This window comes from Avibacterium endocarditidis, assembly GCF_965138825.1.
In the GTDB taxonomy this organism is placed as follows: domain Bacteria; phylum Pseudomonadota; class Gammaproteobacteria; order Enterobacterales; family Pasteurellaceae; genus Avibacterium; species Avibacterium endocarditidis.
The window spans coordinates 44751-67920 of sequence record NZ_CBCSDH010000012.1 but is presented as its reverse complement, the minus strand read 5'-3'; the positions used below and the strand labels follow the sequence as shown (position 1 = coordinate 67920).

The window sequence follows — 23170 nt, the reverse complement described above, 5'->3', positions numbered from 1 at the left end:
TATACTTCGGAATAAAGACAATATGATACTTACAGTTCCATCTTGTATGTGATAGACTTCAATCGTCATTGGATTTACTTGCCATGACTTATCCTCCTATATTCTGAATTTTGGTTGTCAGCCTTATTCATTATAGGAGGACTTTTTTATTCTGTTCACCGCTTAAGCTCTTTGATTCCATACGCATAGCGTATGGTTTTTATAGCTAGACTTTGTCTAGCTATAATAAAAATCCTCCACATACGGAGGATTTTTCCCTTATCAAACTCACCGAGTTTAAAAGCTTAATAAACAAAAGTGCGGTGGGATTTTTGATGATTTTTCTAGTCAGCCCATTAATAAGGCTTATCTCATTTGAGCTAACCTTTGACGTAAATCCTCTGCCGTTTGGCAGGTTTTAATATGCTCAAAAAGTGCGGTGGCTTGTGGGTAAGATTTTTTCAGATATTGTAGCCATTGTTTGGTGCGGGCGATGTGGTAAAAGCCGGTATCTTGCAAGTTTTCAATATGCGCATAGCGGTGCAGTAAAGGCATTACCCCTTGCGTCCAATCTAATTTTTCCTGATTACACTTCACCACAAGGCTTAAGTTGGGAATGGTTAATGCACCACGTCCAATCATTACATCTTGGCAGCCTGTTATGGCAAGGCAGTCTTGCGCGTCTTGCCAATGCCAAATTTCACCATTTGCGATGACAGGAATGGTTAAGCGTTGACGAATTTCACCAATTTTCTGCCAGTTGATCTTTTCTGCACGATAGCCATCGATTTTGGTGCGTCCGTGAATGGTGATTTCCGTACCGCCACCTTGTTGCACCGCATCAGCAATTTCAAAGGCGTGATTATCACTATCCCAGCCCAAACGCACTTTCACGCTTACTACTTGCCCTTTCGGTAGGGCTTCGCGTAAAGCTTTGGTGGCTTGGTAAATCAATTCGGGCTGCTTTAATAATGCCGCACCACCGTGGCTACCATTCACCGTTTTAGACGGACAACCACAGTTAAAATCAATGCCGTGCGATCCCAATTCCACCGCCAACACCGCATTTTCCGCCAGCCACTGTGGGTGTTGCCCTAAAAGTTGTACGCGTATGGGTGTTCCCGCGGGCGTTCGCCCACCGCGCTGCAGTTCTGGACATAAACGGTAAAAGGTTTTGACTGGCAAACGCTGATCCACCACACGCACAAACTCCGATACACACAGATCATAATCGTTAATTTCAGTCAAAAGCTGCCGCACAAGGGGATCAAGCACCCCCTGCATTGGCGCGAGGAAAACACGCATTTTATTTACTATTACTCTTTTGATAAAAATAAAAAAGCTGAATTTTTCACCGCACTTTGTTATTTGAGAGAAACGGTAAAAAATTCAGCAATAAAGAAGGTTTACTTCCACCCTTTCGCTTTACAAATCAAATCGTAAGCGGCTTGAATTTGTTGGGTTTTTTCTTTCGCCATTTCGAGCATTTCTTCTGGTAAGCCTTTGGCGACGAGTTTATCGGGGTGGTTTTCGTTCATTAAACGGCGGTAAGCGCGTTTTACTGTGGCGCGGTCGTCATTTTCGCTCACGCCAAGCACGTTGTAAGCATCTTGCAAGGTTGGGCCGCTGTGTGCTTGATAACCACCACCTTGATAGCCGCCTTGTTGATAATCGCCCTGTTGTGAGCCGTTATATTCATAATAAAACCCACCACGGCTAAATTGGCGAGCGGCGATTTCTGCCATTAAAATTTGTTGGAACTGGAAGCTAGATAAGCCCAATTCTTCCGCTACTACCTGTAGCACTTCTTTTTCATTTTCGTGCAGGTGATCATCGGCAAAAGCGGCTTGTAGCTGAACACGCAAGAACATTCTTAATAGATCACTACGCTGACCGCAGGCTTGGCAAAATTCGCGGATCACTTGGCGTAGCGGGAAATTCGGATCTTTACCACGATTAAAGGCTTCTTGCGCCAATTTACGCCCTTTGTCGTCCAAATTCATTTGGTTCATTAGATTATTGGCAAGCGCGATGTCATCTTGCGTTACCCGCCCTTTCGATTTAGACAAATGCCCCAACACCGCAAAGGTGGTTTGCATAAACAAGGATTGGCGGGTTTCTTTGCGTTTGAAAAAGCTCGAATTGACGCTGCCTAGTTCATATAATTTTTTGTCGGCTAAATGCCCTAAATAAGCGCCAACTAGCCCACCAAAAAAGCCGCCAAAACGGTAGCCAATGAAAAAACCTAATAACTTTCCAATAAAACTCATTCTGTTCTCCAACTTGAGTTATGCATAAAATCTTGAGTTATACATAAAATAAAGTGCGGTGCGTTTTTCGCGATTTTTATACGCTGTATTTTAGATGCCATACTGCTCACGATAAGCACGCATCGCAGGCAGATATTGTTGATACTCCGCCTCTTGCTCAATAAATTGCATTAAATCGTCAAAATCAATAATCGAAAGCACGTTGCATTGATAATCGCGTTCCACTTCTTGAATGGCAGAAAGCGTGCCTTTGCCGCGTTCTTTACGATTTAACGCAATCACCACTGCACTTAATGTCGCTTGATTTTGTGCGATTAAATCCATTGCTTCGCGAATTGCCGTGCCAGCGGTGATTACATCGTCCACCAATAGCACCTTGCCTTGCAATGGGCTGCCAATTAAATTGCCGCCTTCGCCGTGATCTTTGGCTTCTTTACGGTTAAAACACACTGGTTTATCAATGCCATATTGCTTAAACAGCGCCACCGACACCGTGGTGCCAATGGGAATGCCTTTGTAAGCAGGGCCAAAAATCACGTCATAATCTAAGCCGCTTGCTTGAATGGCGGCGGCATAAAATTCGCCTAAACGTGCTAAATCCGCGCCCGTGTTAAACAGACCTGCATTAAAGAAATAAGGGCTAATGCGCCCAGATTTCAAGGTGAATTCGCCAAATTTCAGCACATCACGGCTGAGCGCGAATTTGATAAAGTCAATTTTGTAGCCTTGCATTTGTGCCCCCAATTATGCTTGCCCTAAGGCTTCACGCTGCGCGTTGAAGATCACTTCACAGCCTTGTTTTGCAAGATCTAACAGGGTTAATAATTCTTCATGGGAGAATGGCTCACCCTCTGCTGTGCCTTGCACTTCAATCATTCGCCCGTCATCGGTCATCACCACGTTCATATCGGTTTCGGCATTGCTATCTTCCACATATTCCAAATCGCACACGGCTTCGCCCTCTACAATGCCCACCGAAATGGCTGCTACTAAGCCTTTGATTGGATTGGTTTTTAGCACGCCTTTTTGCATTAAGCCGTTGATGGCATCAATTAAGGCAACGCAAGCCCCAGTAATAGAAGCCGTACGCGTGCCGCCATCGGCTTGGATCACATCACAATCCAAGGTGATAGAACGCTCACCAAGGGCGGTGAGATCCACCATTGCACGTAAAGAGCGAGCGATTAAACGTTGAATTTCCATTGTGCGTCCACCTTGCTTGCCTTTCGCCGCTTCGCGTTGCATACGGCTATGGGTGGAACGTGGCAACATTCCATATTCTGCCGTTACCCAACCTTGATTTTGCCCTTTTAAGAAACGTGGCACACTTTCATCAACGCTGGCGGTGCAAAGCACTTTGGTTTCGCCAAATTCCACCAGCACCGAACCTTCGGCATATTTGGTGAAATGGCGGGTGATTTTAATTGGGCGGGGTTGATTTAATGGGCGATCATTCGGACGCATTGGAAATTCCTTACTCATTCATAAAATGGCGCTCATTCTAACACGCAAACTGACAGATGAGAAATTTAACGGTAGAATAGGCGGCAATTTTTAGCGCAAATTAAGGATTTATTATGATTTATAGTATGACGGCCTTTGCCCGTTATGAAATCAAACAAGATTGGGGCAATGCAGTTTGGGAGATTCGTTCCGTTAATCAACGTTATTTGGAAACCGTCTTCCGCTTGCCCGAGCCATTTCGCGGTTTGGAAAACACCTTGCGAGAAAAATTACGCCAGCGTTTAACTCGCGGTAAGGTGGAATGTAATCTGCGTTTTGAAGGCAAACAGCAAGCCACAGCCAGCCTTAATTTAAACCAAGCCTTGGCACAGCAGGTAATCCAATCCTTACAATGGATCAAACAACAAGCTGGCGAAGGGGAAATCAATCTTACCGATGTTCTGCGCTACCCCGGCGTGGTGGAAACCCCAGAGCAGGATTTAGATCGCATTAGTCAAGAATTGTTAGCTGGCTTTGAAGCGGCGCTCGATGAATTTATCGCAATGCGTGGGCGTGAAGGAGAAAAATTAAACGACTTGATCCAACAGCGTTTAACCGCCATCGCCAGTGAAAGCGATAAAGTGCGGTCAAAAATGCCAGAGATTTTGCAATGGCAACGGGAGCGTTTACAGCAACGTTTTGACGAATTGCAATTACAAGCGGATCAGCAACGACTCGAGCAAGAAATGGTGCTATTAGCGCAACGTATTGATGTGGCGGAAGAATTAGATCGTTTACAGCTGCACGTTAAAGAAACCCAACGCATTTTGCAAAAAGGCGGCGCGGTAGGGCGTAAACTTGATTTTATGATGCAAGAACTCAACCGCGAAAGTAACACGCTGGCGTCAAAATCCATTAGCGCGGAAATCACTAATTCTGCGGTGGAATTAAAGGTGCTTATCGAACAAATGCGTGAACAAATTCAGAATTTGGAATAATTTTTGGAATCTTTATGGCAATCATCAATCTCTCACAATATCGTGTTATTTCTGTACAAGGCGTGGACGCAGAAAAATTTCTGCAAGGTCAGCTCACTTGTGATGTGAATAGGCTGGCAGATGGGCAATCCACCCTCACCGCTCATTGTGATCCAAAAGGCAAAATGAGCAGCGTATTTCGTCTGTTGCGTGAAAATGCCGAGCAGTTTTACTTGATTATCCGCCACGCCTTATTGCCCTCTGCGCTGGATAATCTGAAAAAATATGCGGTCTTTTCCAAAGTTGCCTTTGCAGAGCAAGATTGGCAAGTGATCGGACTATTGGATAAACAAAAGTGCGGTGCAATTTCGGCGGATTTTTGCCTTGAAATAGGACAATCTGCGTGCGCGATGTTATTAAATAAAACCGCACAACAGATTGATTTCACTGGTAAAATTGCACAATGGGAGCAAGCCATAATGCAAGCGGGCTACCCGATTTTATCACCAGAAAGCCAAAACGAATTTATCCCACAAGCCTTGAATTTACAATGTATCGAACAAGCTATTTCGTTCCAAAAAGGCTGTTATATCGGGCAAGAAACCGTGGCGCGTGCGAAATATCGTGGCATAAACAAACGCGCGATGTTCCTGTTTAACGCACAAACCAACACGCCTGTTTCGCTGGGTTCAGAAATTGAAATGCAGCTGGAAAATGGCTGGCGAAAAACAGGTTTTATCCTAAGTGCGGTGCATTTTGACGGCATTTTATGGCTGCAAGTGGTGATGAATAATCAGTTTGAGGCAGGCACGGCATTTCGTCTGTCTGGCACTGAAACAGCATTAAACCTCATTGAATTGCCTTACAACTTATCATAAAAATGAAAATTGGGCGTAATGCCCAATTTTGCTATTCAAACCAAATCAACGATGCCATTCTTCCCGTTTGTTTCTCTCGTCTAAAAGAAAAGAAGTTTTCCCGTTCTAAATAGGTGCAATGCTCGCCACCGCTAATTTGCGAAATGCCTAATTTGTTAAGGCGCAATCGGGCGATGTGGTAAAGATCCGCAAGGTATTTGCCTTGCTCGATAGGATCTGGCACAAAGGCTTGTGCAGCATTGGGATCTTGCGTGATAAATTGTTGGCGAACATCTTCCCCCACTTGGAAAGATTTTGGCCCGATAGCCGGCCCGAGCCACGCAATAATCTCTTGTGGTTCGGCATGGAATTGTTGTACCGTTTGTTCTAACACGCCATCACATAAGCCACGCCAGCCTGCGTGTGCGGCGGCGACTTCCGTGCCTTTTTGATTGGTAAACAAGACAGGCAGGCAATCTGCGGTCATTACAAGGCAAACTTGGTTCGGTTGGTTGGTGTAAACCGCATCGGCGTCTAAATTGTTGCCCTCATAAGGCAAGCGGATCACCCTTGTGCTATGCGTTTGATTTAAGAAAAGCGGAAACTGCGGCAAATGAAATTGTTCCACCAATAAAGTGCGGTTGGTTTTTACTGAATTTTTATCATCGCCAACGTGATCGCCCAGATTAAAACTATCATAAGGCGCTTGGCTAACCCCACCTTGACGTAAGGTGGTGAAAGCGTGGATATTGGCTGGGGCTGCCCAGTTTGGTTTGAGTGCGTCCATTTTAGTAATCCAATTCATCTTTATGAGCAAGATAATCGGCTTTTAAGGCATTCACTAAGCCAACGAAATCCTCTGGTAATGGCGCATACCATTCCATTAATTCCCCTGTGATTGGGTGTTCCAAGCGTAACATTATGGCGTGCAACGCTTGACGTTTAAAATCTCGCAAAGTGGTGAGTAATTCCTCACTGGCATTTTTCGGTGGACGTGGGCGTCCGCCGTAAGTTTGATCGCCTAATAATGGGTGAGCGATATGCGCCATATGCACGCGAATTTGGTGAGTTCGCCCAGTTTCAAGGCGTAGGCGCAGGCGCGTGTAATTACGGAAACGTTCCATAATGCGATAATGCGTTACCGCAGGCTTACCCATTGGGTGAACCGCCATATGAGTACGTTTGGTTGGGTGGCGCGCCATTGGTTCGTCCACTGTGCCGCCTTGGGTCATAATGCCGTAAGCAATGGCTTCATATTCACGGGTGATTTTGCGTTTTTGCAGATCACGCACTAATTTAGTTTGTGCAGGAATGGTCTTTGCCACCACCATTAAGCCTGTGGTGTCTTTGTCTAAGCGGTGAACAATGCCCGCTCTCGGCACTTCTGCAATCGGCGGATAATGATAAAGCAAGGCATTGAGTACCGTGCCATTCGGGTTGCCTGCCCCAGGGTGAACCACCATATCTTTTGGCTTATTGATGACTAAAATATCATCATCTTCATACACAATATTGAGCGGAATATTTTCTGGCTCAAAACGGGTTTCATCTTCCACTTCAACATTGATGGTAATCTGTTCACCGCCATAAACTTTACTGCGTGGCACATTCACCACTTCACCGTTTACTTTCACCAGATCGCTTTCGATCCAAGTTTTTAAACGTGAACGAGAATAGTCTGGGAACATTTCCGCTAAGCTTTGGTCTAAACGTTGTCCCATTTGGCTTGGCAGAACTTCTGCCGATAAAGTAAGATATGCCATAAATAAATCCGTGAATAATTTGCTTATTTAGCAATGTGCTATAAAATACGGATCATTGTAACTTATTTATCATTGCTCGTAAAAAAGGAATCATCAATGCGTAAATTAAAATCTTTTACATTCGTTGCATTAGCTGCACTTGCCGTGAGTGCTTGTTCTAATTCATCAAAAGAGGTAGAGCAAGGCTCTGAACAAGAACTTTATGCCAAAGGGCAAACCTATTTACAAGACGGTGATTATTCCCAAGCGGTGCGCTATTTAGAAGCGGTAAAAAACCGTTTTCCTGCCGCAAATTACAGTGAGCAAACGCAGTTAGATTTAATTTATGCTTATTATAAATCGCAAGATTACACCAAAACCTTAGTAGCCGCAGAGCGTTTTTTACAGCAATATCCGAATAGTCCAAATGTAGATTATGTGATCTATATGGCAGGGCTAACCAATTTTGCCTCAGGTGAAAACTTCTTCCAAGATTTCTTTGGTGTTGATCGCGCAACCCGTGAAAACACAGCAATGAAAGCGGCGTTTGCAAACTTCCAAACCCTTGTAGATAATTTCCCTAATAGCACTTATGCGCAAGATGCCTTAGCAAGAATGGCTTATATTAAAGCCGCCTTGGCTCGCCACGAACTTGCCATTGCCAAATTCTATATGAAACGCAATGCTTATGTTGCCGTTGCCAACCGAGTAGTAGGAATGTTACAGCAATATCCTGACACCCAAGCCACTCTTGAAGCCTTGCCATTAATGAAAGAAGCTTATGAAAAAATGAATCTTCCTGAATTGGCAAAACAAACGGAAACCTTGATTCAGGCGAATAAAGATAAAAAATTCAGCGATGTTGAAAAACCGAAAGACTTTGAATTAAATAAACCAAAATCTTAGCAAATAATGATGAGAAAGCCTCTATATAACACATAGAGGTTTTTTATTGCCTAATTTTTAAGTGCGGTTGTTTTTTAAGAAAAATTCATCAAAATTTGACCGCACTTTAATTTTCTTTGTGCAGCTATGTAATGAATAATTTATTGGGAATTTAGGGGAAAGATAAATGATGGTGCCCCCAACAGGACTTGAACCTGTGACCAATCGATTATGAGTCGACTGCTCTAACCGACTGAGCTATGGGGGCGGTAAGAGTGTGCTGATTATAGTGAAATATCCTAGCAAAGTCTATCATTCACCAATTATGCGGCTTAAATTTGAACAAAAAAGCCTGATAATAAATCAGGCTTTTATTTAAGATAAATTATGCTTACTCATCTAAGAAACTACGCAAGGTTTCTGAACGGCTTGGATGGCGTAATTTGCGTAGCGCTTTAGCTTCAATTTGGCGGATACGTTCGCGGGTTACATCAAATTGTTTACCCACTTCTTCAAGCGTGTGATCCGTGTTCATATCAATACCAAAACGCATTCTTAACACTTTAGCTTCTCTTGGCGTCAAGCCCTCTAGCACTTCGTGTGTTGCAGCTTTCAAGCTCTGTGCCGTTGCAGAATCCAATGGTAATTCTAACGTGCTATCTTCAATGAAATCACCTAAGTGGGAATCGTCATCATCACCGATAGGGGTTTCCATTGAAATTGGCTCTTTGGCAATTTTTAGCACTTTGCGGATTTTATCTTCCGGCATTCCCATTCTTTCTGCTAATTCTTCCGGTGAAGCCTCACGCCCCATTTCTTGCAACATTTGACGCGAAATGCGGTTCAATTTGTTGATGGTTTCAATCATATGAACTGGGATACGAATGGTTCTCGCTTGATCCGCGATCGAACGCGTAATTGCTTGACGAATCCACCAAGTCGCATAAGTTGAGAATTTATAACCACGGCGATATTCAAATTTATCCACCGCTTTCATCAAGCCAATGTTACCTTCTTGAATAAGATCCAAGAATTGTAAACCACGGTTGGTATATTTTTTCGCAATAGAAATCACTAAACGCAAGTTCGCTTCAACCATTTCTTTTTTCGCACGGCGTGCTTTTAATTCACCTTGTGAAACCGCATCGCAAATATCACGAATTTGGCTAATGGTTAAACCGGTATCTTGTTCGATCTGCCCTAACTGAGTAATAGCCTGACGAATAGGTTCTTCATACTGAGCTAATTTTTCAGACCAATTTTTTCCTGCATTTAAGGCTTTTTCTAGCCACGCATCTTTGGTTTCGTGTCCAATAAATTCTTTTTGGAACGTGCCTTTTGGCATTTTAGCGTTATCTACTGCCATTTTTTGGATATGGCGTTCCTGCTGGCGTACGCGTTTCATCATATCGCGCATAGATAACACCAACATATCAAATTGTTTTGGCACTAGACGGAATTGTGTGAAGATCTCTGCCAAAATTTGAATTTGATCTCTTGCTTGTTTTTTATGACGGCCGTGTTTTTCGATAGTATCTAGGGTTTTCTTGTGTTGCGCTTTTAGGGCTGCAAATTTTTCACGCGCCACTTCAGGATCAATGCTGTTATCAGAATCACTGTCATCGGAGGAATTACTCTCATCGCTTTCTTCATCTTCGTTTTCATCATCTTCCATTGAACCTGTTGAAACGCTTTCTTCATCATCTTCATCAGAAAGCATTTCGTGTTCATCTGATGCAGCTTCTTCAACGCCTGCATTGGGATCAACAAAACCTGTGATGAGATCCGCTAAACGCATTCCGCCTTCTTCCACTAACGCATATTGACGCAAGAGATCATTCAAGGCTTCTGGATAAGCAGCCACAGCAGTTTGTACTTCATTGATCCCTTCTTCAATGCGTTTGGCGATATCAATTTCCCCTTCTCGGGTTAAAAGCTCCACGCTCCCCATTTCACGCATATACATACGCACGGGATCGGTGGTTCGCCCTAACTCTGCTTCCACGCTAGATAACACTTGAGTGGCTTCTTCTACCGCATCTTCATCAGTGATATTTTCATTTAACATCAAATCATCGGCATCAGGTGCAGTTTCTAACACTTGAATGCCCATATCATTGATCATTTGAATGATGTCTTCAATTTGATCTGCATCGACAAGTTCTTCTGGCAAATGGTCATTCACTTCAGCATAAGTAAGATAACCTTGCTCTTTCCCTTGTGCGATTAACAGTTTTAATTGAGATTGTGGATTTTGCTCCATATCCATATTATATATCCGCCTCGATGTGTAATTGTGGGAGATAAAATGGCTTTAATTTTATCACCCTTATGTTGGATTAACTATTTATTTTGCTGTTTTTTCAATAATAATTGTGCGAGCGCCTGCCGTTCTTGCTCATTTAAGCCTTCTGTGCGCTCTTTTGCGATAAGCATTTCGATATTTTTATCCATCAACTGCAAATAAAAATAACGTAGGGTTTCACGAAATGTTTCTTCGATTTTATCCTCATCGACTAAATGATCCCACACGGCAAGAATTTCAAGGGGGCGAAAATATTCCGTATCACGGTAATGTTCTAAAATTTGTGCGGCGGTAATCCCCACACGCTCACGGCAAAGTGCGGTGATTTTTTCAAACAAATCTAGCCCTGCTTCATTGAGTACCGATAGAACACTTAAATTTTCTGGCACAATTTGGATCAATTCAGGATTTTGCAACAGTAATGCAATCAACACGCGCATTGGCGTGCGTTTCACCGCATTTTGTTTCGGCGATGATGAATGATTTTCTTTTTGTGCCGGGATTAAATGCTCGATCTGCGCTTCATTAAAGATCCCCAATTTTTGCGCCAAAAGCTGACGCAATGATAAACGCAGTAATTCGCCAGGAATTCGGCTAATCAATGGCACAGCAAGGGCAGCAAGTTTTCCCTTACCTTCTTTACTGGAAAAATCCACCTGCGAACTTAGGGTAGAAAACATAAAATCGCTCAATGGTTGCGCCTGACGAATATAGTCCTCAAAGCCGTCTTTGCCATATTGGCGAATAAAGGTATCGGGATCTTCCCCATCGGGCAGAAAAATAAACTTAATTTGCCGCCCGTCTTCTAAAAAAGGCAGCGCATTTTCCAACGCACGCCACGCAGCATCACGCCCTGCACGGTCTGCATCGTAACAACAAATAAGCTGTTCGGTGGAACGAAATGCAAGCTGAATTTGCTCCGCTGTAGTGGCTGTCCCTAATGACGCCACGGCATAATCCACGCCAAATTGCGCCAATGCCACCACGTCCATATAGCCCTCTACCACCAGCAACATTTCAGGGCTGTCATTCACTTGTAATGCTTCAAACAAGCCATAAAGCTCACTACCTTTGTGGTAGGTCATACTTTCTGGCGAGTTCAAATATTTCGGCTTTTCATCACCCAACACTCGTCCGCCAAAGGCAATGGTTCGCCCACGGCGATCACGAATAGGAAACATAAGACGATTACGAAAACGATCGTAAACATCTTGTTTTTCATTGCGCGACAACATTCCTACATCAAACAATTTTTGCCGATCTTCTTGATTACGCCCAAACTGATTTAACACGGCGCTAAATTGGTTTGGCGAAAAACCGATTTGAAAGCGTTCAATCACTTCGGTGGATAAACCGCGTTTTTGCACATAGGATTGCGCAGGAATATTTTGTGGAAGTTGCTGATGATAAAACACCGCGATCTCTTGCATTAGCTGGTAAAGATCTTTCTTGGTACGATAATTGGCTTGTGGTTTATTCTTACCATCAAAGTGCGGTGATTTTTCGTAAGGAATTTCTAAGCCTAAATGATTCGCTAGCTCCTCCACCGCTTCGATAAATTCCAGTTTTTCATATTCCATTAAAAAACTAATGGCATTACCGTGCGCGTGGCAACCAAAGCAATGGTAAAACTGTTTTTTCGGACTCACGGTAAAGGAAGGCGTTTTCTCGTGATGAAAAGGACAACAAGCCTGATATTCACGCCCTGCTTTTTTCAGCTTAACCCGTGAATTAATCAATTCGACAATGTCAGTTCTGGCAAGAACATCATCAATAAATGAACGTGGAATATGGCCTGCCACAATAATTTCCTCTCGTTTTCAATCAACACAGAATTTAGCAAGATAGATCTAAGATAATAAGAAATGGCGCAGCTAAAAACAACAAAACCGTGATTCCAAAAGGTTTCACGGCCTGCTTAACTCGAGTTTAATTAAAAAATTTTTAATTAGTATAAACGTACGTTACGTGCATTTTCACGAGCAACGCGTTTTGCGTGGCGTTTAGCACGAGTTGCGTTTTCACGTTTACGAATTGTTGTTGGTTTTTCGTAAAATTCACGGCTACGAACTTCCGCTAAGATTCCCGCTTTTTCACAAGCGCGTTTGAAACGACGTAATGCTACGTCAAATGATTCATTTTCACGAACTTTAATTACCGGCATAAGCCATCACCTCAATATGGATTAATATTTTGCAAAATTTAGACCGTTTCGTTTCGATAAACGGCTTATTCAAATTAATAAGGGTGGCAATTTTAATTCAAATTAACCGCAAAAGCAAAGAAAAGATCCAATTTTTGTTGAAATTCTGCCTTTCCCTAAACGGAAAAATGATCGCCAACTGGTGAAAATACAATAAACAGGGTAAAATCAGCCAAGTTTTTCCCATATAAAAAGAGAGAAAAAATGCGAATTTTAGGCATTGAAACATCTTGTGATGAAACAGGTGTGGCGATTTATGATGAAAATGATGGGCTTATCGCCAACCAACTTTACACCCAAATTGCGTTGCATGCCGATTATGGTGGCGTTGTGCCAGAATTAGCTTCGCGCGATCACATTCGGAAAACTGCCCCCCTTATCCAAGCGGCATTGCAAGAAGCCAATTTATCAGCGCAAGACATTGACGGCATTGCCTACACTTGCGGGCCGGGATTAGTGGGCGCGTTATTGGTGGGTTCAACCATTGCACGTTCCCTCGCCTATGCGTGGAATGTGCCAGCCATTGGCGTTCATCATATGGAAGGGCATTTGCTCGCGCCAATGTTAGAAGAAAATGCACCGCACTTTCCTTTTGTCGCCTTGCTTGTTTCAGGTGGACATACTCAGCTTGTGCGCGTAGATAGCGTAGGGCAATATGAGGTGCTAGGCGAAAGCATTGATGATGCGGCAGGTGAAGCTTTTGATAAAACCGCAAAATTGCTCGGTTTAGACTACCCTGGTGGTGCAGCCTTAGCACGCTTAGCGGAAAAAGGCACGCCAAATCGCTTTACCTTTCCGCGTCCAATGACTGATCGCCCTGGGCTAGATTTCAGTTTTTCAGGCTTAAAAACCTTTGCTGCAAATACCATCAATCAAGCGATTAAAGAAGAAGGCACGCTCACTGAACAAACCAAAGCGGATATTGCTTATGCTTTCCAACAAGCGGTGGTAGAAACCTTAGTGATCAAATGTCGCCGCGCCTTGCAAGAAACGGGCTTTAAACGCCTAGTGATCGCAGGTGGTGTGAGTGCGAATCAACAGTTGCGCCAAGCCTTGAGCGAATTAATGACACAACTAAGCGGCGAAGTGTTTTATCCGCAGCCGCAATTTTGTACCGACAACGGTGCAATGATTGCCTACACTGGCTTTTTACGTCTTAAACACGGTGAACATTCCTCTTTAGAAATTGAAGTAAAACCACGCTGGGCAATGACTGAGCTGAGCGAAATAAAATAAAATAAGCTAAGCGAAATTAAACAAGCTGAGTGAAATTAAACAAGCTGAGTGAAATTAAACAAGGATAATTTATGCAAAATCAACAATCTAACGCAATGCGCGCAGCTGGGATCGGCTGCGTTCTTATGCTTCTTCTTATCGCCTTTGCTTTGATTAAACTCCCTACCGCACAGGTGATGGATTACCTTACCCTTGCAGGCCAATGGGTGGGACAAGGCACAACCATTGGCATTTTAATGCTCGCTACCCTGCCACCACTAACGGGGCTGGTGTTTTACTTGATTTGGAAATGGCTAACAAAATAACCGCACTTTATTATGGCTAATTACTATGGCTAAACTTTATTTTTACTATTCTACGATGAACGCGGGGAAATCCACCACCCTGCTGCAATCAGATTACAACTACCGCGAACGGCAAATGAATACGCTAGTTTACACCGCGGCGATTGATGATCGCTTTGGCGTGGGCAAAGTGACTTCACGCATTGGCATTAGCCAGCAGGCGAAATTATTTCATAAGGAAACGGATCTGTTTGCCGAAATCGCCCTGCATCTTGAACAAGAAAGCCTGCATTGTATTTTGGTGGACGAAGCACAATTTCTCACCAAAGAGCAAGTTTATCAGCTCAGTGATGTGGTGGATAAATTACACATTCCCGTGCTGTGCTACGGCCTGCGCACGGATTTCCAAGCAGAATTGTTTGAAGGCAGCCAATACTTACTGGCGTGGGCCGATCAGCTGGAAGAATTAAAAACCATCTGCCATTGTGGGCGCAAAGCTAATTTCGTGCTACGTTTAAACGATCAAGGCGAAGTGGTCAAAGACGGCGCACAAATTCAAATCGGCGGCAATAATCACTACGTTTCCGTATGTCGCCGCCATTACAAAGAAAAAATTGAACAAGCATAAAATTCGCCATTTTTGCACCGCACTTTTCACTCAACGTTTCCAAATGTAAGGACGCACTTATGTGTGCGTCCGATTGGGCTATCGACACGGGCGGACACATCGGTTCGTCTAGCCATAAAAAGCAATTTTATTTCATCATAAAAGCTGATATATTGAGTCAAGTATTGAAATAAGGAGTCAAAATGAAAAAAGAAGAAATGGGACATAATTTTCTTGCTCGATTAGGCAAAACGCGCTTACGCCCCGGTGGTCGCAAAGCCACAGAATGGCTGATTGCAAACAGCGATTTCAACGCCAATAAAAAAGTGTTAGAAGTGGCGTGCAATATGGGAACCACCGCCATTGAGCTAGCGAGCAAATTCGGCTGCCATATCGAGGGCGTGGATCTTGATGAAAATGCCTTAGAGAAAGCCAGAAAAAATATCGCCGAAAAAGGGCTACAAGATAAAATTCACGTTCAACGTGCCAATGCAATGAAATTACCTTTTGCCGATAACAGCTTTGATATTGTGATTAATGAAGCAATGCTCACAATGTTGCCTGTGGAAGCGAAAATCAAAGCGGTGCGCGAATATTACCGCGTTCTCAAACCCAACGGCTTCTTGCTCACTCACGATGTAATGCTTACCACGGACAATGCGGAAGAAGTAATCCAACAGTTGCGTGAAGCCATTAACGTTACCGTAACTCCATTAACAAAACAAAACTGGAAATCGCTCTTTTTAGAAGCGGGATTCCGCAACGTGGAAACCTATTCAGGCGAGATGACGCTACTTTCCCCAGCAGGAATGATTTATGACGAAGGCGTATTAGGCACAGCTAAAATTATCCGCAATGCGTTAAAAGCAGAAAACCGTCCGACATTCAAAAAAATGTTCAAGGTTTTCAATGATCCAGATAAAAAACTCGGCTTTATTGCCTTATGTAGCCAAAAATAATTTAACGAAAATCCCCGCACTTTTACTCAACAAATTTCACATAACAAAGTGCGGGGATTTTTTGTCAAATTTTGGCGTTCAAATAAAAAATCTATGGACAAATACCTATTTTGTGGGAGAATACTGCGCCTTATTTTTAACTATAAAAATTCTATGACAACCCCTTATTATAAATGGCCTGATGCCGTTTCTTTATATCCTGATCGCGGTAAAAAGTCTTACCGTTTAAAACGCTTTCGTTACCGTTTACGCAGTTGGCTCAATTACGATCTGATCAAAAAATTTGAGCGTTTCGTTAATCAATATCCTTGGCTAGCAGAGCTTCTGGCTACACGACCAGATTGGAGCTATCCTATTGCTTATCGCTTTTTAGATAAACGCTTGAACCGCAAAGAACGCTTTGACACTATTTGCGATAATTTGCAGTTCTTACCAGAGCATTTAGCAGAACTTGGGATTACCCCAATTTGGCAACAACCTATTTCCTTCGGTGAAATCATTCCTGATTTTGAGCTGGTGCTTGCCTTAACGACACACCAACCAATGGAGGGTTATTGGACTTTTGAGCTTATCCATAAACCAAGCAATGAACTTATTTATTTACTCACCTTTGGTAAAGTAAAAGGCACTGTGTTGATTGCTGTGGTTCAAGGGCCAAATTGCGAAGGTTCAAAAGAAATCGTCAAACAATTAACGAAATTATGCCACGGTTTACGCCCTGCCTATTTAATGATCGAAATCTGCAAAATGTTTGCTAAAGCAATGGGTTATAGCCAAGTGTTAGGTATTCCGCAAAAATACCAAAATAAATCACGCTTTATCCAAGCTAAGCGTTACTTAGTAAATTATGATGTGATGTTTGAAGAAAGTGGCGGGATATTAAAAGATTATTGGCAGTTGCCAGTGGAAATTGAAATGAAAAATCTCTCAACGGTATCTAGCAATAAACGCTCAATGTACCGTAAACGTTATGCGATGTTGCAAGAAATTGAACAACGCATACAACAAACCCTGATGCTGAAAAATAGCCTATAAAAATAGCCCCATTGGGGCTATTTTTAACTAAGAGAACGATCTTTTTCTTGAACGCGATTTAAAGCCACCCTCGTCAAAAAAGCGGTGGTTTTTTTCTTTAAATTTGCGATCCCCTTTGACTTTTCCGCCAAAGCCTTTTCCTTTGCCTTCACCACCTTTGGTTTCACCAAGGAAAGACATTTGCATTTGTTTGTTCATTACGCGCGTTTTGGCGAAATGGTTGAGCAATTCTTTTGGCATACCTTGTGGTAATTCAATGGTGGAATGATTATCGTAAAGTTTGATATGCCCGATATAACGGCTATCGATATCGCCTTCATTAGCGATCGCTCCCACAATATGACGCACTTCCACGCCATCTAAGCGCCCCACTTCAATACGGTATAAGTCCATTGGTTGCGGGTTACCGTAGCCACGGCGTTCAGCGGAGCGTGGATTTTCTCTGCGTCCATCATGTTCACGGCGGGCGCGTTTGTCGATGGCTGGATCTGGCGGTAAAATTAATTTTTGTTTACCTTGTAAGAGCATTAGCATTGCGGCGGCAATGTCTTCTTGATCTTGGTCGGCGGTGAAGAGATCTTCCAATAAGCTACGATATTGCTCTAGATCGTGATGTTCCAGCTGTTTGGTGATTTTTGCGACAAATTTTTTGCGACGACAAGCCTGTAATGCTTCGTGATTTGGTACTTCCACTTCCTCAATCGGCTTTTTCGTTAGACGTTCAATATTTTTCAGTAGGCGATTTTCGCGTGGTTCGACAAACAATAACGCACGTCCTGCGCGCCCAGCACGCCCTGTACGCCCAATACGGTGCACATAACTTTCGGCATCAAGTGGAATATCATAATTTACCACAAGACTAATGCGTTCCACATCAAGTCCACGAGCGGCAACATCAGTGGCGACTAAAATATCTAGGCTACCGTTGCGTAGGCGATCGAGAGTTTGTTCACGCAGTTGTTGGGTCATATCCCCATTGAGTGCGGCGGCACGGAAGCCGTGTTTTTCCAATAATTCGGTAATATCAAGGGTAGCAGTTTTGGTGCGAGCAAAGATGATTGCCGCATCAAATTCTTCCACTTCAAGGAAACGCAAGAGAGCTTCATTTTTGCGGAAACCACGCACATACCAGCAACTTTGGGTAATATCTGGGGCATTTTTTTGGCTTGATTGAATTTTCACCTCTTGAGGATTATTCATAAAGCGTTTGGTAATGCGGCGGATTGGTTCTGGCATTGTGGCGGAGAAAAGTGCGGTTTGATGCTGTTCTGGCAGTGCTGCCATTACGGTTTCAACATCATCAATAAAGCCCATTCGTAACATTTCATCAGCTTCATCAAGCACGATAAATTTTAATTCTGATAGATCGAGGGTATTGCGTCTAAGGTGATCGAGAATACGCCCCGGTGTGCCGACAACTACTTGAGCACCTTGTTTTAAGGCTCTGAGCTGAATGTCATAACGTTGTCCGCCGTAAAGGGTAACAATGTTGATCCCTTTAGCATATTTCATAAATTGTTCGCACGCATCAGCCACTTGAATGGCAAGCTCACGAGTAGGCGCCATAACTAGCATTTGTGGCATTTTTTTATTTGGCTCAATTTGGGCTAATAAAGGGAGAGAAAACGCAGCGGTTTTTCCACTTCCGGTTTGCGCCATTCCAAGCACATCATCACCTGCGAGAAGGTAGGGAATACAAGCTTGTTGGATTGGCGAAGGGGATTCAAATCCCATATCTGTTACAGCATTAAGGATAAATTCAGGTAAACCTAAATCATTAAAGGTGATTTTTGTTTCAGTCATTAAAATACTCGAATATAAAAAAGGAAAGCTCAATTACTTTCAGTTGCACAAAGCCTAGGTGTGGCGAAAAATCGCTGCTTTGTGGATAACATTGTTGAAAAGTTTTACGTTTACAACACCAAATCTAGGCTAATGCCTAGTTTATTGTGCTTTTGTGCGTTTTAATTTCGCCAGTTCAAGCACTGCAAAACGATACTCAACAAAGTTATACACCTGATTCGCTATGGCCAATTTAAACAGGGTTTCTGCTTTTTCCCTTTGACCCAAATTGAGTTGTTGTTTTGCTAGATAAAAGTAGGTTTCGGTCAATACTTCGGCATAAGGCATTTTTTGCTTTTCAGCAAATTCCACCCCTTGCTGTTGTAGCTCAGTGAGCGACAACTGACCTAAATAATATTGCACAATATAATTGCCCCACTGCTTTTGCGAGAGCGCAGGCGCTTGCTGTGCTAACTGCTGTTTAGCCTTTTTAGGATTGGTTTCTAATTCATTGAGATATAACCATAATGCACGGTAAGCATCGCTTTTATCTTGTTGATAAAACTGTGATAAATCTTTCTGTGCAAGAGGATAACGTTCTACATAATAAAAACCTAAGCCTCGATTAAATAGGCTATATTCATCGTTTGGGTTTAATTCCAATGCCGCATTAAATGCTTCTAGTGCTTCATCATAATCTTCATTGATAAGCTGATAGACGCCCAAATAATTATAAAGTGCGGCGTTTTTTGGCTGAAAAATTAAAGACTGTAAAAAGTCATAACGCGCTAACCCCCAAAGCCCAAGGGCGTCATACAACACGCCTCGTTCAAAATGTAAGGCAGCACGTTCTTTTTTATCAATTCTGCCAATTTGCAATACTTGGCTAATACGAGCAACCATTATTTCTTGCTCAATATGGCTATTCGGTGTCTGCTCCGCAATAATCAATTTATTATTTGCCATAAAAGGTTGCGAATTGACACAGCCTACAAGTAATAAGGCAACACACCAGATTGAGAACAATCTGAAAGAGTTTATACGCCAATTACATTGCATCATTGTTTAGCCTTAGGTGTTAGCTCAAGTATGCCTGACTGGCAATGCCAGCCCATTTCCCGCTAAGGAAAATTGCTCCCTAACAAGTAGGGAGCGGTATTTTTATTCTTGCTCACTCACTGCAACCACAACTTCTTCTGTTGGTGCTGCCTCTTGTTTTGGAGCAATATCTTTCATTGTTAAGCGGATACGGCCTTGGCGATCAATTTCAACTACTTTCACGCTAACTTCTTGACCCACGCTTAAGTAATCACTGACTTTTTCTACGCGTTCATCAGCGATTTGTGAAATGTGAACCAAGCCTTCTTTATTGCCAACTAAGGAAACGAACGCACCGAAATCCGCAAGGCGAGTCACTTTACCTTGATAGATTGCACCAGCTTCCACTTCCGCGGTGATGTCTTCAATGCGCGCCATCACTTCTTTCACCGCATTGTTATCTACCGCTGCGATTTTCACTGTACCGTCATCATCAATATCAATGGAGGTGCCAGTTTCTTCCGTTAAGGCACGAATTACTGCACCACCTTTACCGATCACATCTTTGATTTTCTTCGGATCGATTTTCATTGTGTGAATACGCGGTGCGAAGTCAGAAATTTCCGCACGCGGTGCAGGAATTGCTTGTTCCATCACGCCAAGAATGTGCATTCTCGCACCTTTTGCTTGGTTAAGGGCGATTTGCATAATTTCAGGGGTAATCCCTTCAATTTTGATGTCCATTTGTAATGCAGTAACCCCTTCGCGTGTACCCGCTACTTTGAAGTCCATATCACCTAAGTGATCTTCATCACCCAAAATGTCAGAAAGCACAACAAATTTTTCATCTTCTTTTACTAAGCCCATTGCGATACCCGCAACAGCGGCTTTAATTGGTACACCTGCGTCCATTAAGGCTAGTGATGCGCCACATACCGATGCCATTGATGATGAACCGTTAGATTCAGTGATTTCAGACACCACACGCACCACATAAGGGAATTCGCTCAAGCTTGGCATTACTGCAGCCACACCGCGTTTTGCTAAACGACCGTGACCAATTTCACGGCGTTTTGGCGAACCAATCATACCTGTTTCACCCACTGAATATGGCGGGAAGTTGTAGTGGAATAAGAAGTGATCAGTTTTTTCACCGGTTAATTCGTCAATGATTTGTGCATCACGTTCTGTCCCTAAGGTTGCCACCGCTAAGGCCTGTGTTTCACCACGGGTGAAAATCGCAGAGCCGTGCGTACGCGGTAACACGCCTGTGCAAATGTCTAATGCGCGCACGGTATCTACGGTACGGCCGTCAATACGCGGCTCACCGTTTAGAATGCGTGAACGCACGATTTCACTTTCAAGTGCGGTAAGAATATCGACAATTTTTCCTTCGCTAAGGGTTTCATCTTCAGTGGTTAATTGGCCTACTACGTCTGCTTTAATCGCATCAATTTGTTCATAACGCGCTTGTTTTTCAGTGATACGATAAGCATCGCCTAAACGGCTTTCCGCAAGGGCTTTAACTTTATCAATTAATGCCGTATCTGGTGCTGGTGGCTGCCAATCCCAACGCGGTTTTCCTGCTTCTTGGGCAAATTCTTTAATGGCTTCAATCACCACTTGTTGTTGCTGATGACCAAATACCACCGCAGCCAACATTTGTTCTTCGGTTAAAATGTCCGCTTCAGATTCCACCATTAATACGGCTTTATCTGTCCCCGCTACCACTAAGTCTAAACGACTTTGTTTTTGTTCGTTAGTGGTTGGGTTTAAGACGAATTGACCATCAATAAAGCCAACGCGTGCTGCGCCGATCGGGCCGTTAAATGGCACGCCAGAAAGGGTAAGTGCTGCTGAAGCACCGATCATCGCCACTAAATCAGGGCTAATTTGTGGGTTTACCGAAACCACGGTTGCCACAATTTGAATTTCGTTGAAAAAGCCTTCAGGGAATAATGGACGGATTGGACGATCGATTAAACGCGCCACTAAGGTTTCCCCCTCAGAAGGGCGGCCTTCACGTTTAAAGAACCCACCAGGGATACGTCCTGCTGCGTAAGTACGCTCTTGGTAGTTTACAGTTAATGGGAAGAAATCTTGCCCTTCTTTAACGTCTTTTTTCGCTACCACTGTTACGAACACGCTAGTGTCGTCCATACTCGCCATCACTGCCGCTGTGGCTTGACGGGCGATTGCACCAGTTTCTAAGGTTACCGTGTGCTGACCATATTTAAATTGTTTAACAATTGGATTCACAATATTTTCCTTCAAATAAAATGGAATAATCTGCGGAACATTCCGCACTCAATGCTTTTAGGTAAATAACAGATTAACTGTTTGATTTCACGTTGTTTTCCCAATTGCGACTAGCAAAAATTCTCTCAAAAAGCACCGCACTTTGTCGGGTTGCGTAAGAGTATTTTTGATAGCCGCACGCCAACGGGAAAAGAAAAGCCCCGCTATTATACAGGGCTTTTGTGTTTATTGATACCGCTAAATGCGTTGATTTTAGGTTTATTCACCTTACCTAATTATTCTGCTTTTTCTGGTGGTAAAAAGCCAGATTTCACGTCTTTCATATTTGGCAAGTGGTGAGCAATCCCTTTATGGCAATCAATACAGGTTTTGCCGTCTTTGATTGCCATTGTGTGCATTTTTTCTGCTACGCCTTTTTGCAAGGTGAAATCCATTGCATCAAAATTATGACAGTTACGACATTCTTGTGAATTATTGGCTTTCATTCTTGCCCATTCACGCTCAGCCATTTCTAAACGTGCTGCTTCAAATTTTTCTTTGGTATCCACTTTACCTGTAATATGCGCATAAACTTCTGTTGCTGCTTTAATTTTACGCACCCACTTAGGAATAAATTCGTGTGGCAAATGGCAATCCGCACAAATGGCTTTTACCCCAGTACGATTCACATAATGCACAGATTGACGATATTCAGGCACAACGTCGTTCATATGGCAACTAGAACAAAATTCTTCCGTATTGGTGTGTTCCAGCGCAGTATTAAAGCCGCCCCAGAAAATAATCCCAGCAATGAAAGAAAGGGTGATTAGCACGCCGACAGCAATACGACTTGGTGAACGAAACCAATGCCAAAACTTTTTGATTAATTTCAACATTTTTATTCTCCGTAGCCTTTCATTGGTTTAAATTCATTTGGCACAATCGGTTCAACGTCAGATTGTGAAACGTGGCACTGTAAGCAGAAATAACGGCGAGGAGCGGTTTCGCCGCCGACAAAGTTTCCGTTACGATCCATAAAGTGGGTTGGGCTAATGCGTGTTGCCCCTGTGATGCGAGAAGCCTCAACGCTGTGGCAATTCAAGCATTGGTTCACATTTTTGGTGATTTGATAATTTTTTACGCTATGTGGAATCGTTGGTGGTTGATTCACATAGTTAAGCGGTGGTAACTCACTTTGTTTTGGTACATTGTGAAAAGCTGGTTTCACATCTTCAGCCGCCCCTTGCAGATAGTTGTCAATTTTGTCTTCCGCAGCCATTACGCTGGTGGCAAAAAGTGCGGTTAAAATTAATAAGGTTTTTTTAATCAT

At 43.1% G+C, this 23170-nt stretch carries 22 protein-coding genes, 1 tRNA gene and 1 pseudogene; 8 read left to right on the top strand and 16 right to left on the bottom strand.

Annotation, left to right across the window (positions count from 1 at the left end):
- The 5 genes and pseudogenes from ACNAV8_RS08375 to rph form a co-directional block, all read right to left on the bottom strand.
- A pseudogene (locus tag ACNAV8_RS08375) lies at window positions 1-85 on the bottom strand (IS200/IS605 family transposase); the annotation flags it as partial.
- Between the two features lie 260 nt (window positions 86-345).
- Window positions 346-1284 carry a tRNA dihydrouridine(16) synthase DusC gene (dusC, locus tag ACNAV8_RS08370; protein ID WP_103855314.1) on the bottom strand — a complete coding sequence of 313 codons (939 nt, stop codon included), beginning with the start codon at window positions 1282-1284 and terminating at the stop codon, window positions 346-348.
- 101 nt (window positions 1285-1385) lie between these two features.
- Entirely contained in the window at window positions 1386-2249 is an 864-nt protein-coding gene (gene djlA / locus ACNAV8_RS08365; protein WP_103853595.1) for a co-chaperone DjlA, read from the bottom strand.
- 90 nt (window positions 2250-2339) lie between these two features.
- Window positions 2340-2981, bottom strand: a complete 642-nt coding sequence (gene pyrE / locus ACNAV8_RS08360) for an orotate phosphoribosyltransferase (protein ID WP_103855315.1) — start codon at window positions 2979-2981, stop codon at window positions 2340-2342.
- Window positions 2982-2993: 12 nt separating this feature from the next.
- Window positions 2994-3713, bottom strand: coding sequence for a ribonuclease PH (rph, locus tag ACNAV8_RS08355; protein ID WP_415777558.1), 720 nt, complete (start codon window positions 3711-3713; stop codon window positions 2994-2996).
- 113 nt (window positions 3714-3826) lie between these two features.
- Between rph and ACNAV8_RS08350 the strand changes: the two genes are divergently transcribed.
- Window positions 3827-4690, top strand: coding sequence for a YicC/YloC family endoribonuclease (locus ACNAV8_RS08350; RefSeq protein WP_103855313.1), 864 nt, complete (start codon window positions 3827-3829; stop codon window positions 4688-4690).
- 14 nt (window positions 4691-4704) lie between these two features.
- Window positions 4705-5547 carry a CAF17-like 4Fe-4S cluster assembly/insertion protein YgfZ gene (gene ygfZ, locus ACNAV8_RS08345; RefSeq protein WP_415777557.1) on the top strand — a complete coding sequence of 281 codons (843 nt, stop codon included), beginning with the start codon at window positions 4705-4707 and terminating at the stop codon, window positions 5545-5547.
- A 31-nt stretch (window positions 5548-5578) separates the two neighbouring features.
- Here the strand turns inward: ygfZ and pgeF are convergent, their stop codons facing one another.
- Together pgeF and rluD are read right to left on the bottom strand one after the other, a co-directional pair.
- Window positions 5579-6313, bottom strand: a complete 735-nt coding sequence (gene pgeF / locus ACNAV8_RS08340; RefSeq protein WP_415777556.1) for a peptidoglycan editing factor PgeF — start codon at window positions 6311-6313, stop codon at window positions 5579-5581.
- A gap of 1 nt (window position 6314) precedes the next feature.
- Window positions 6315-7289, bottom strand: a complete 975-nt coding sequence (gene rluD / locus ACNAV8_RS08335) for a 23S rRNA pseudouridine(1911/1915/1917) synthase RluD (RefSeq protein WP_103855312.1) — start codon at window positions 7287-7289, stop codon at window positions 6315-6317.
- Window positions 7290-7385: 96 nt separating this feature from the next.
- Here rluD and ACNAV8_RS08330 point away from each other — a divergent pair, with 96 nt between their 5' ends.
- Window positions 7386-8174, top strand: a complete 789-nt coding sequence (locus ACNAV8_RS08330; RefSeq protein ID WP_103855311.1) for an outer membrane protein assembly factor BamD — start codon at window positions 7386-7388, stop codon at window positions 8172-8174.
- A gap of 170 nt (window positions 8175-8344) precedes the next feature.
- On the opposite strand, the gene ACNAV8_RS08325 is transcribed toward ACNAV8_RS08330, so the two are convergent.
- From ACNAV8_RS08325 to rpsU, 4 genes are all read right to left on the bottom strand, one after another.
- A tRNA-Ile gene (locus ACNAV8_RS08325) sits at window positions 8345-8421 on the bottom strand.
- A gap of 123 nt (window positions 8422-8544) precedes the next feature.
- Window positions 8545-10416 (bottom strand): RNA polymerase sigma factor RpoD, encoded by a 1872-nt coding sequence (rpoD, locus tag ACNAV8_RS08320; protein WP_415777560.1) that lies wholly within the window; start codon window positions 10414-10416, stop codon window positions 8545-8547.
- Between the two features lie 80 nt (window positions 10417-10496).
- Window positions 10497-12260: a DNA primase gene (gene dnaG / locus ACNAV8_RS08315; protein ID WP_103855310.1), complete on the bottom strand. Its 1764-nt coding sequence runs from the start codon at window positions 12258-12260 to the stop codon at window positions 10497-10499.
- Window positions 12261-12406: 146 nt separating this feature from the next.
- Window positions 12407-12622 carry a 30S ribosomal protein S21 gene (gene rpsU / locus ACNAV8_RS08310; RefSeq protein WP_103853581.1) on the bottom strand — a complete coding sequence of 72 codons (216 nt, stop codon included), beginning with the start codon at window positions 12620-12622 and terminating at the stop codon, window positions 12407-12409.
- Window positions 12623-12865: 243 nt separating this feature from the next.
- Here rpsU and tsaD point away from each other — a divergent pair, with 243 nt between their 5' ends.
- The 5 genes from tsaD (at window position 12866) to ACNAV8_RS08285 (ending at window position 16782) form a co-directional block, all read left to right on the top strand.
- The gene (tsaD, locus tag ACNAV8_RS08305; RefSeq protein WP_103855309.1) at window positions 12866-13897 is read left to right on the top strand and encodes a tRNA (adenosine(37)-N6)-threonylcarbamoyltransferase complex transferase subunit TsaD; all 1032 of its coding nucleotides are present in this window, start codon (window positions 12866-12868) and stop codon (window positions 13895-13897) included.
- 71 nt (window positions 13898-13968) lie between these two features.
- Window positions 13969-14202 carry a hypothetical protein gene (locus ACNAV8_RS08300; RefSeq protein ID WP_103855308.1) on the top strand — a complete coding sequence of 78 codons (234 nt, stop codon included), beginning with the start codon at window positions 13969-13971 and terminating at the stop codon, window positions 14200-14202.
- Window positions 14203-14227: 25 nt separating this feature from the next.
- Complete coding sequence (locus ACNAV8_RS08295; protein WP_415777553.1) at window positions 14228-14809, top strand: thymidine kinase; 582 nt, start codon at window positions 14228-14230, stop codon at window positions 14807-14809.
- Window positions 14810-14991: 182 nt separating this feature from the next.
- Window positions 14992-15747 carry a class I SAM-dependent methyltransferase gene (locus ACNAV8_RS08290; protein WP_103854947.1) on the top strand — a complete coding sequence of 252 codons (756 nt, stop codon included), beginning with the start codon at window positions 14992-14994 and terminating at the stop codon, window positions 15745-15747.
- Window positions 15748-15900: 153 nt separating this feature from the next.
- Window positions 15901-16782: a VirK/YbjX family protein gene (locus tag ACNAV8_RS08285; RefSeq protein ID WP_103854948.1), complete on the top strand. Its 882-nt coding sequence runs from the start codon at window positions 15901-15903 to the stop codon at window positions 16780-16782.
- A 27-nt stretch (window positions 16783-16809) separates the two neighbouring features.
- Here the strand turns inward: ACNAV8_RS08285 and ACNAV8_RS08280 are convergent, their stop codons facing one another.
- From ACNAV8_RS08280 to ACNAV8_RS08260, 5 genes are all read right to left on the bottom strand, one after another.
- Window positions 16810-18585, bottom strand: a complete 1776-nt coding sequence (locus ACNAV8_RS08280) for a DEAD/DEAH box helicase (RefSeq protein ID WP_415777552.1) — start codon at window positions 18583-18585, stop codon at window positions 16810-16812.
- 141 nt (window positions 18586-18726) lie between these two features.
- Window positions 18727-19623, bottom strand: a complete 897-nt coding sequence (gene nlpI, locus ACNAV8_RS08275) for a lipoprotein NlpI (RefSeq protein ID WP_415777559.1) — start codon at window positions 19621-19623, stop codon at window positions 18727-18729.
- A 102-nt stretch (window positions 19624-19725) separates the two neighbouring features.
- Entirely contained in the window at window positions 19726-21861 is a 2136-nt protein-coding gene (gene pnp / locus ACNAV8_RS08270; RefSeq protein WP_415777551.1) for a polyribonucleotide nucleotidyltransferase, read from the bottom strand.
- A 275-nt stretch (window positions 21862-22136) separates the two neighbouring features.
- Window positions 22137-22736, bottom strand: a complete 600-nt coding sequence (locus ACNAV8_RS08265) for a cytochrome c3 family protein (RefSeq protein WP_415777550.1) — start codon at window positions 22734-22736, stop codon at window positions 22137-22139.
- A gap of 2 nt (window positions 22737-22738) precedes the next feature.
- A complete protein-coding gene (locus tag ACNAV8_RS08260; protein ID WP_103854950.1) occupies window positions 22739-23170 on the bottom strand; it encodes a nitrate reductase cytochrome c-type subunit in 432 nt (143 codons plus the stop codon).

What these genes read in the sequence shown, in the direction of transcription:
- rluD (WP_103855312.1), bottom strand. Translation starts at nt 7,289, where the DNA reads ATGGCATATCTTACTTTATCGGCAGAAGTTCTGCCAAGCCAAATGGGA.
- ACNAV8_RS08295 (WP_415777553.1), top strand. Translation starts at nt 14,228, where the DNA reads ATGGCTAAACTTTATTTTTACTATTCTACGATGAACGCGGGGAAATCC.
- ACNAV8_RS08350 (WP_103855313.1), top strand. Translation starts at nt 3,827, where the DNA reads ATGATTTATAGTATGACGGCCTTTGCCCGTTATGAAATCAAACAAGAT.
- rph (WP_415777558.1), bottom strand. Translation starts at nt 3,713, where the DNA reads ATGCGTCCGAATGATCGCCCATTAAATCAACCCCGCCCAATTAAAATC.
- tsaD (WP_103855309.1), top strand. Translation starts at nt 12,866, where the DNA reads ATGCGAATTTTAGGCATTGAAACATCTTGTGATGAAACAGGTGTGGCG.
- nlpI (WP_415777559.1), bottom strand. Translation starts at nt 19,623, where the DNA reads ATGCAATGTAATTGGCGTATAAACTCTTTCAGATTGTTCTCAATCTGG.
- pyrE (WP_103855315.1), bottom strand. Translation starts at nt 2,981, where the DNA reads ATGCAAGGCTACAAAATTGACTTTATCAAATTCGCGCTCAGCCGTGAT.
- ACNAV8_RS08280 (WP_415777552.1), bottom strand. Translation starts at nt 18,585, where the DNA reads ATGACTGAAACAAAAATCACCTTTAATGATTTAGGTTTACCTGAATTT.
- ygfZ (WP_415777557.1), top strand. Translation starts at nt 4,705, where the DNA reads ATGGCAATCATCAATCTCTCACAATATCGTGTTATTTCTGTACAAGGC.
- ACNAV8_RS08330 (WP_103855311.1), top strand. Translation starts at nt 7,386, where the DNA reads ATGCGTAAATTAAAATCTTTTACATTCGTTGCATTAGCTGCACTTGCC.
- ACNAV8_RS08300 (WP_103855308.1), top strand. Translation starts at nt 13,969, where the DNA reads ATGCAAAATCAACAATCTAACGCAATGCGCGCAGCTGGGATCGGCTGC.
- ACNAV8_RS08285 (WP_103854948.1), top strand. Translation starts at nt 15,901, where the DNA reads ATGACAACCCCTTATTATAAATGGCCTGATGCCGTTTCTTTATATCCT.
- dusC (WP_103855314.1), bottom strand. Translation starts at nt 1,284, where the DNA reads ATGCGTGTTTTCCTCGCGCCAATGCAGGGGGTGCTTGATCCCCTTGTG.
- ACNAV8_RS08290 (WP_103854947.1), top strand. Translation starts at nt 14,992, where the DNA reads ATGAAAAAAGAAGAAATGGGACATAATTTTCTTGCTCGATTAGGCAAA.
- ACNAV8_RS08260 (WP_103854950.1), bottom strand. Translation starts at nt 23,170, where the DNA reads ATGATTAAAAAAACCTTATTAATTTTAACCGCACTTTTTGCCACCAGC.
- ACNAV8_RS08265 (WP_415777550.1), bottom strand. Translation starts at nt 22,736, where the DNA reads ATGTTGAAATTAATCAAAAAGTTTTGGCATTGGTTTCGTTCACCAAGT.
- rpsU (WP_103853581.1), bottom strand. Translation starts at nt 12,622, where the DNA reads ATGCCGGTAATTAAAGTTCGTGAAAATGAATCATTTGACGTAGCATTA.
- rpoD (WP_415777560.1), bottom strand. Translation starts at nt 10,416, where the DNA reads ATGGAGCAAAATCCACAATCTCAATTAAAACTGTTAATCGCACAAGGG.
- pgeF (WP_415777556.1), bottom strand. Translation starts at nt 6,313, where the DNA reads ATGGACGCACTCAAACCAAACTGGGCAGCCCCAGCCAATATCCACGCT.
- djlA (WP_103853595.1), bottom strand. Translation starts at nt 2,249, where the DNA reads ATGAGTTTTATTGGAAAGTTATTAGGTTTTTTCATTGGCTACCGTTTT.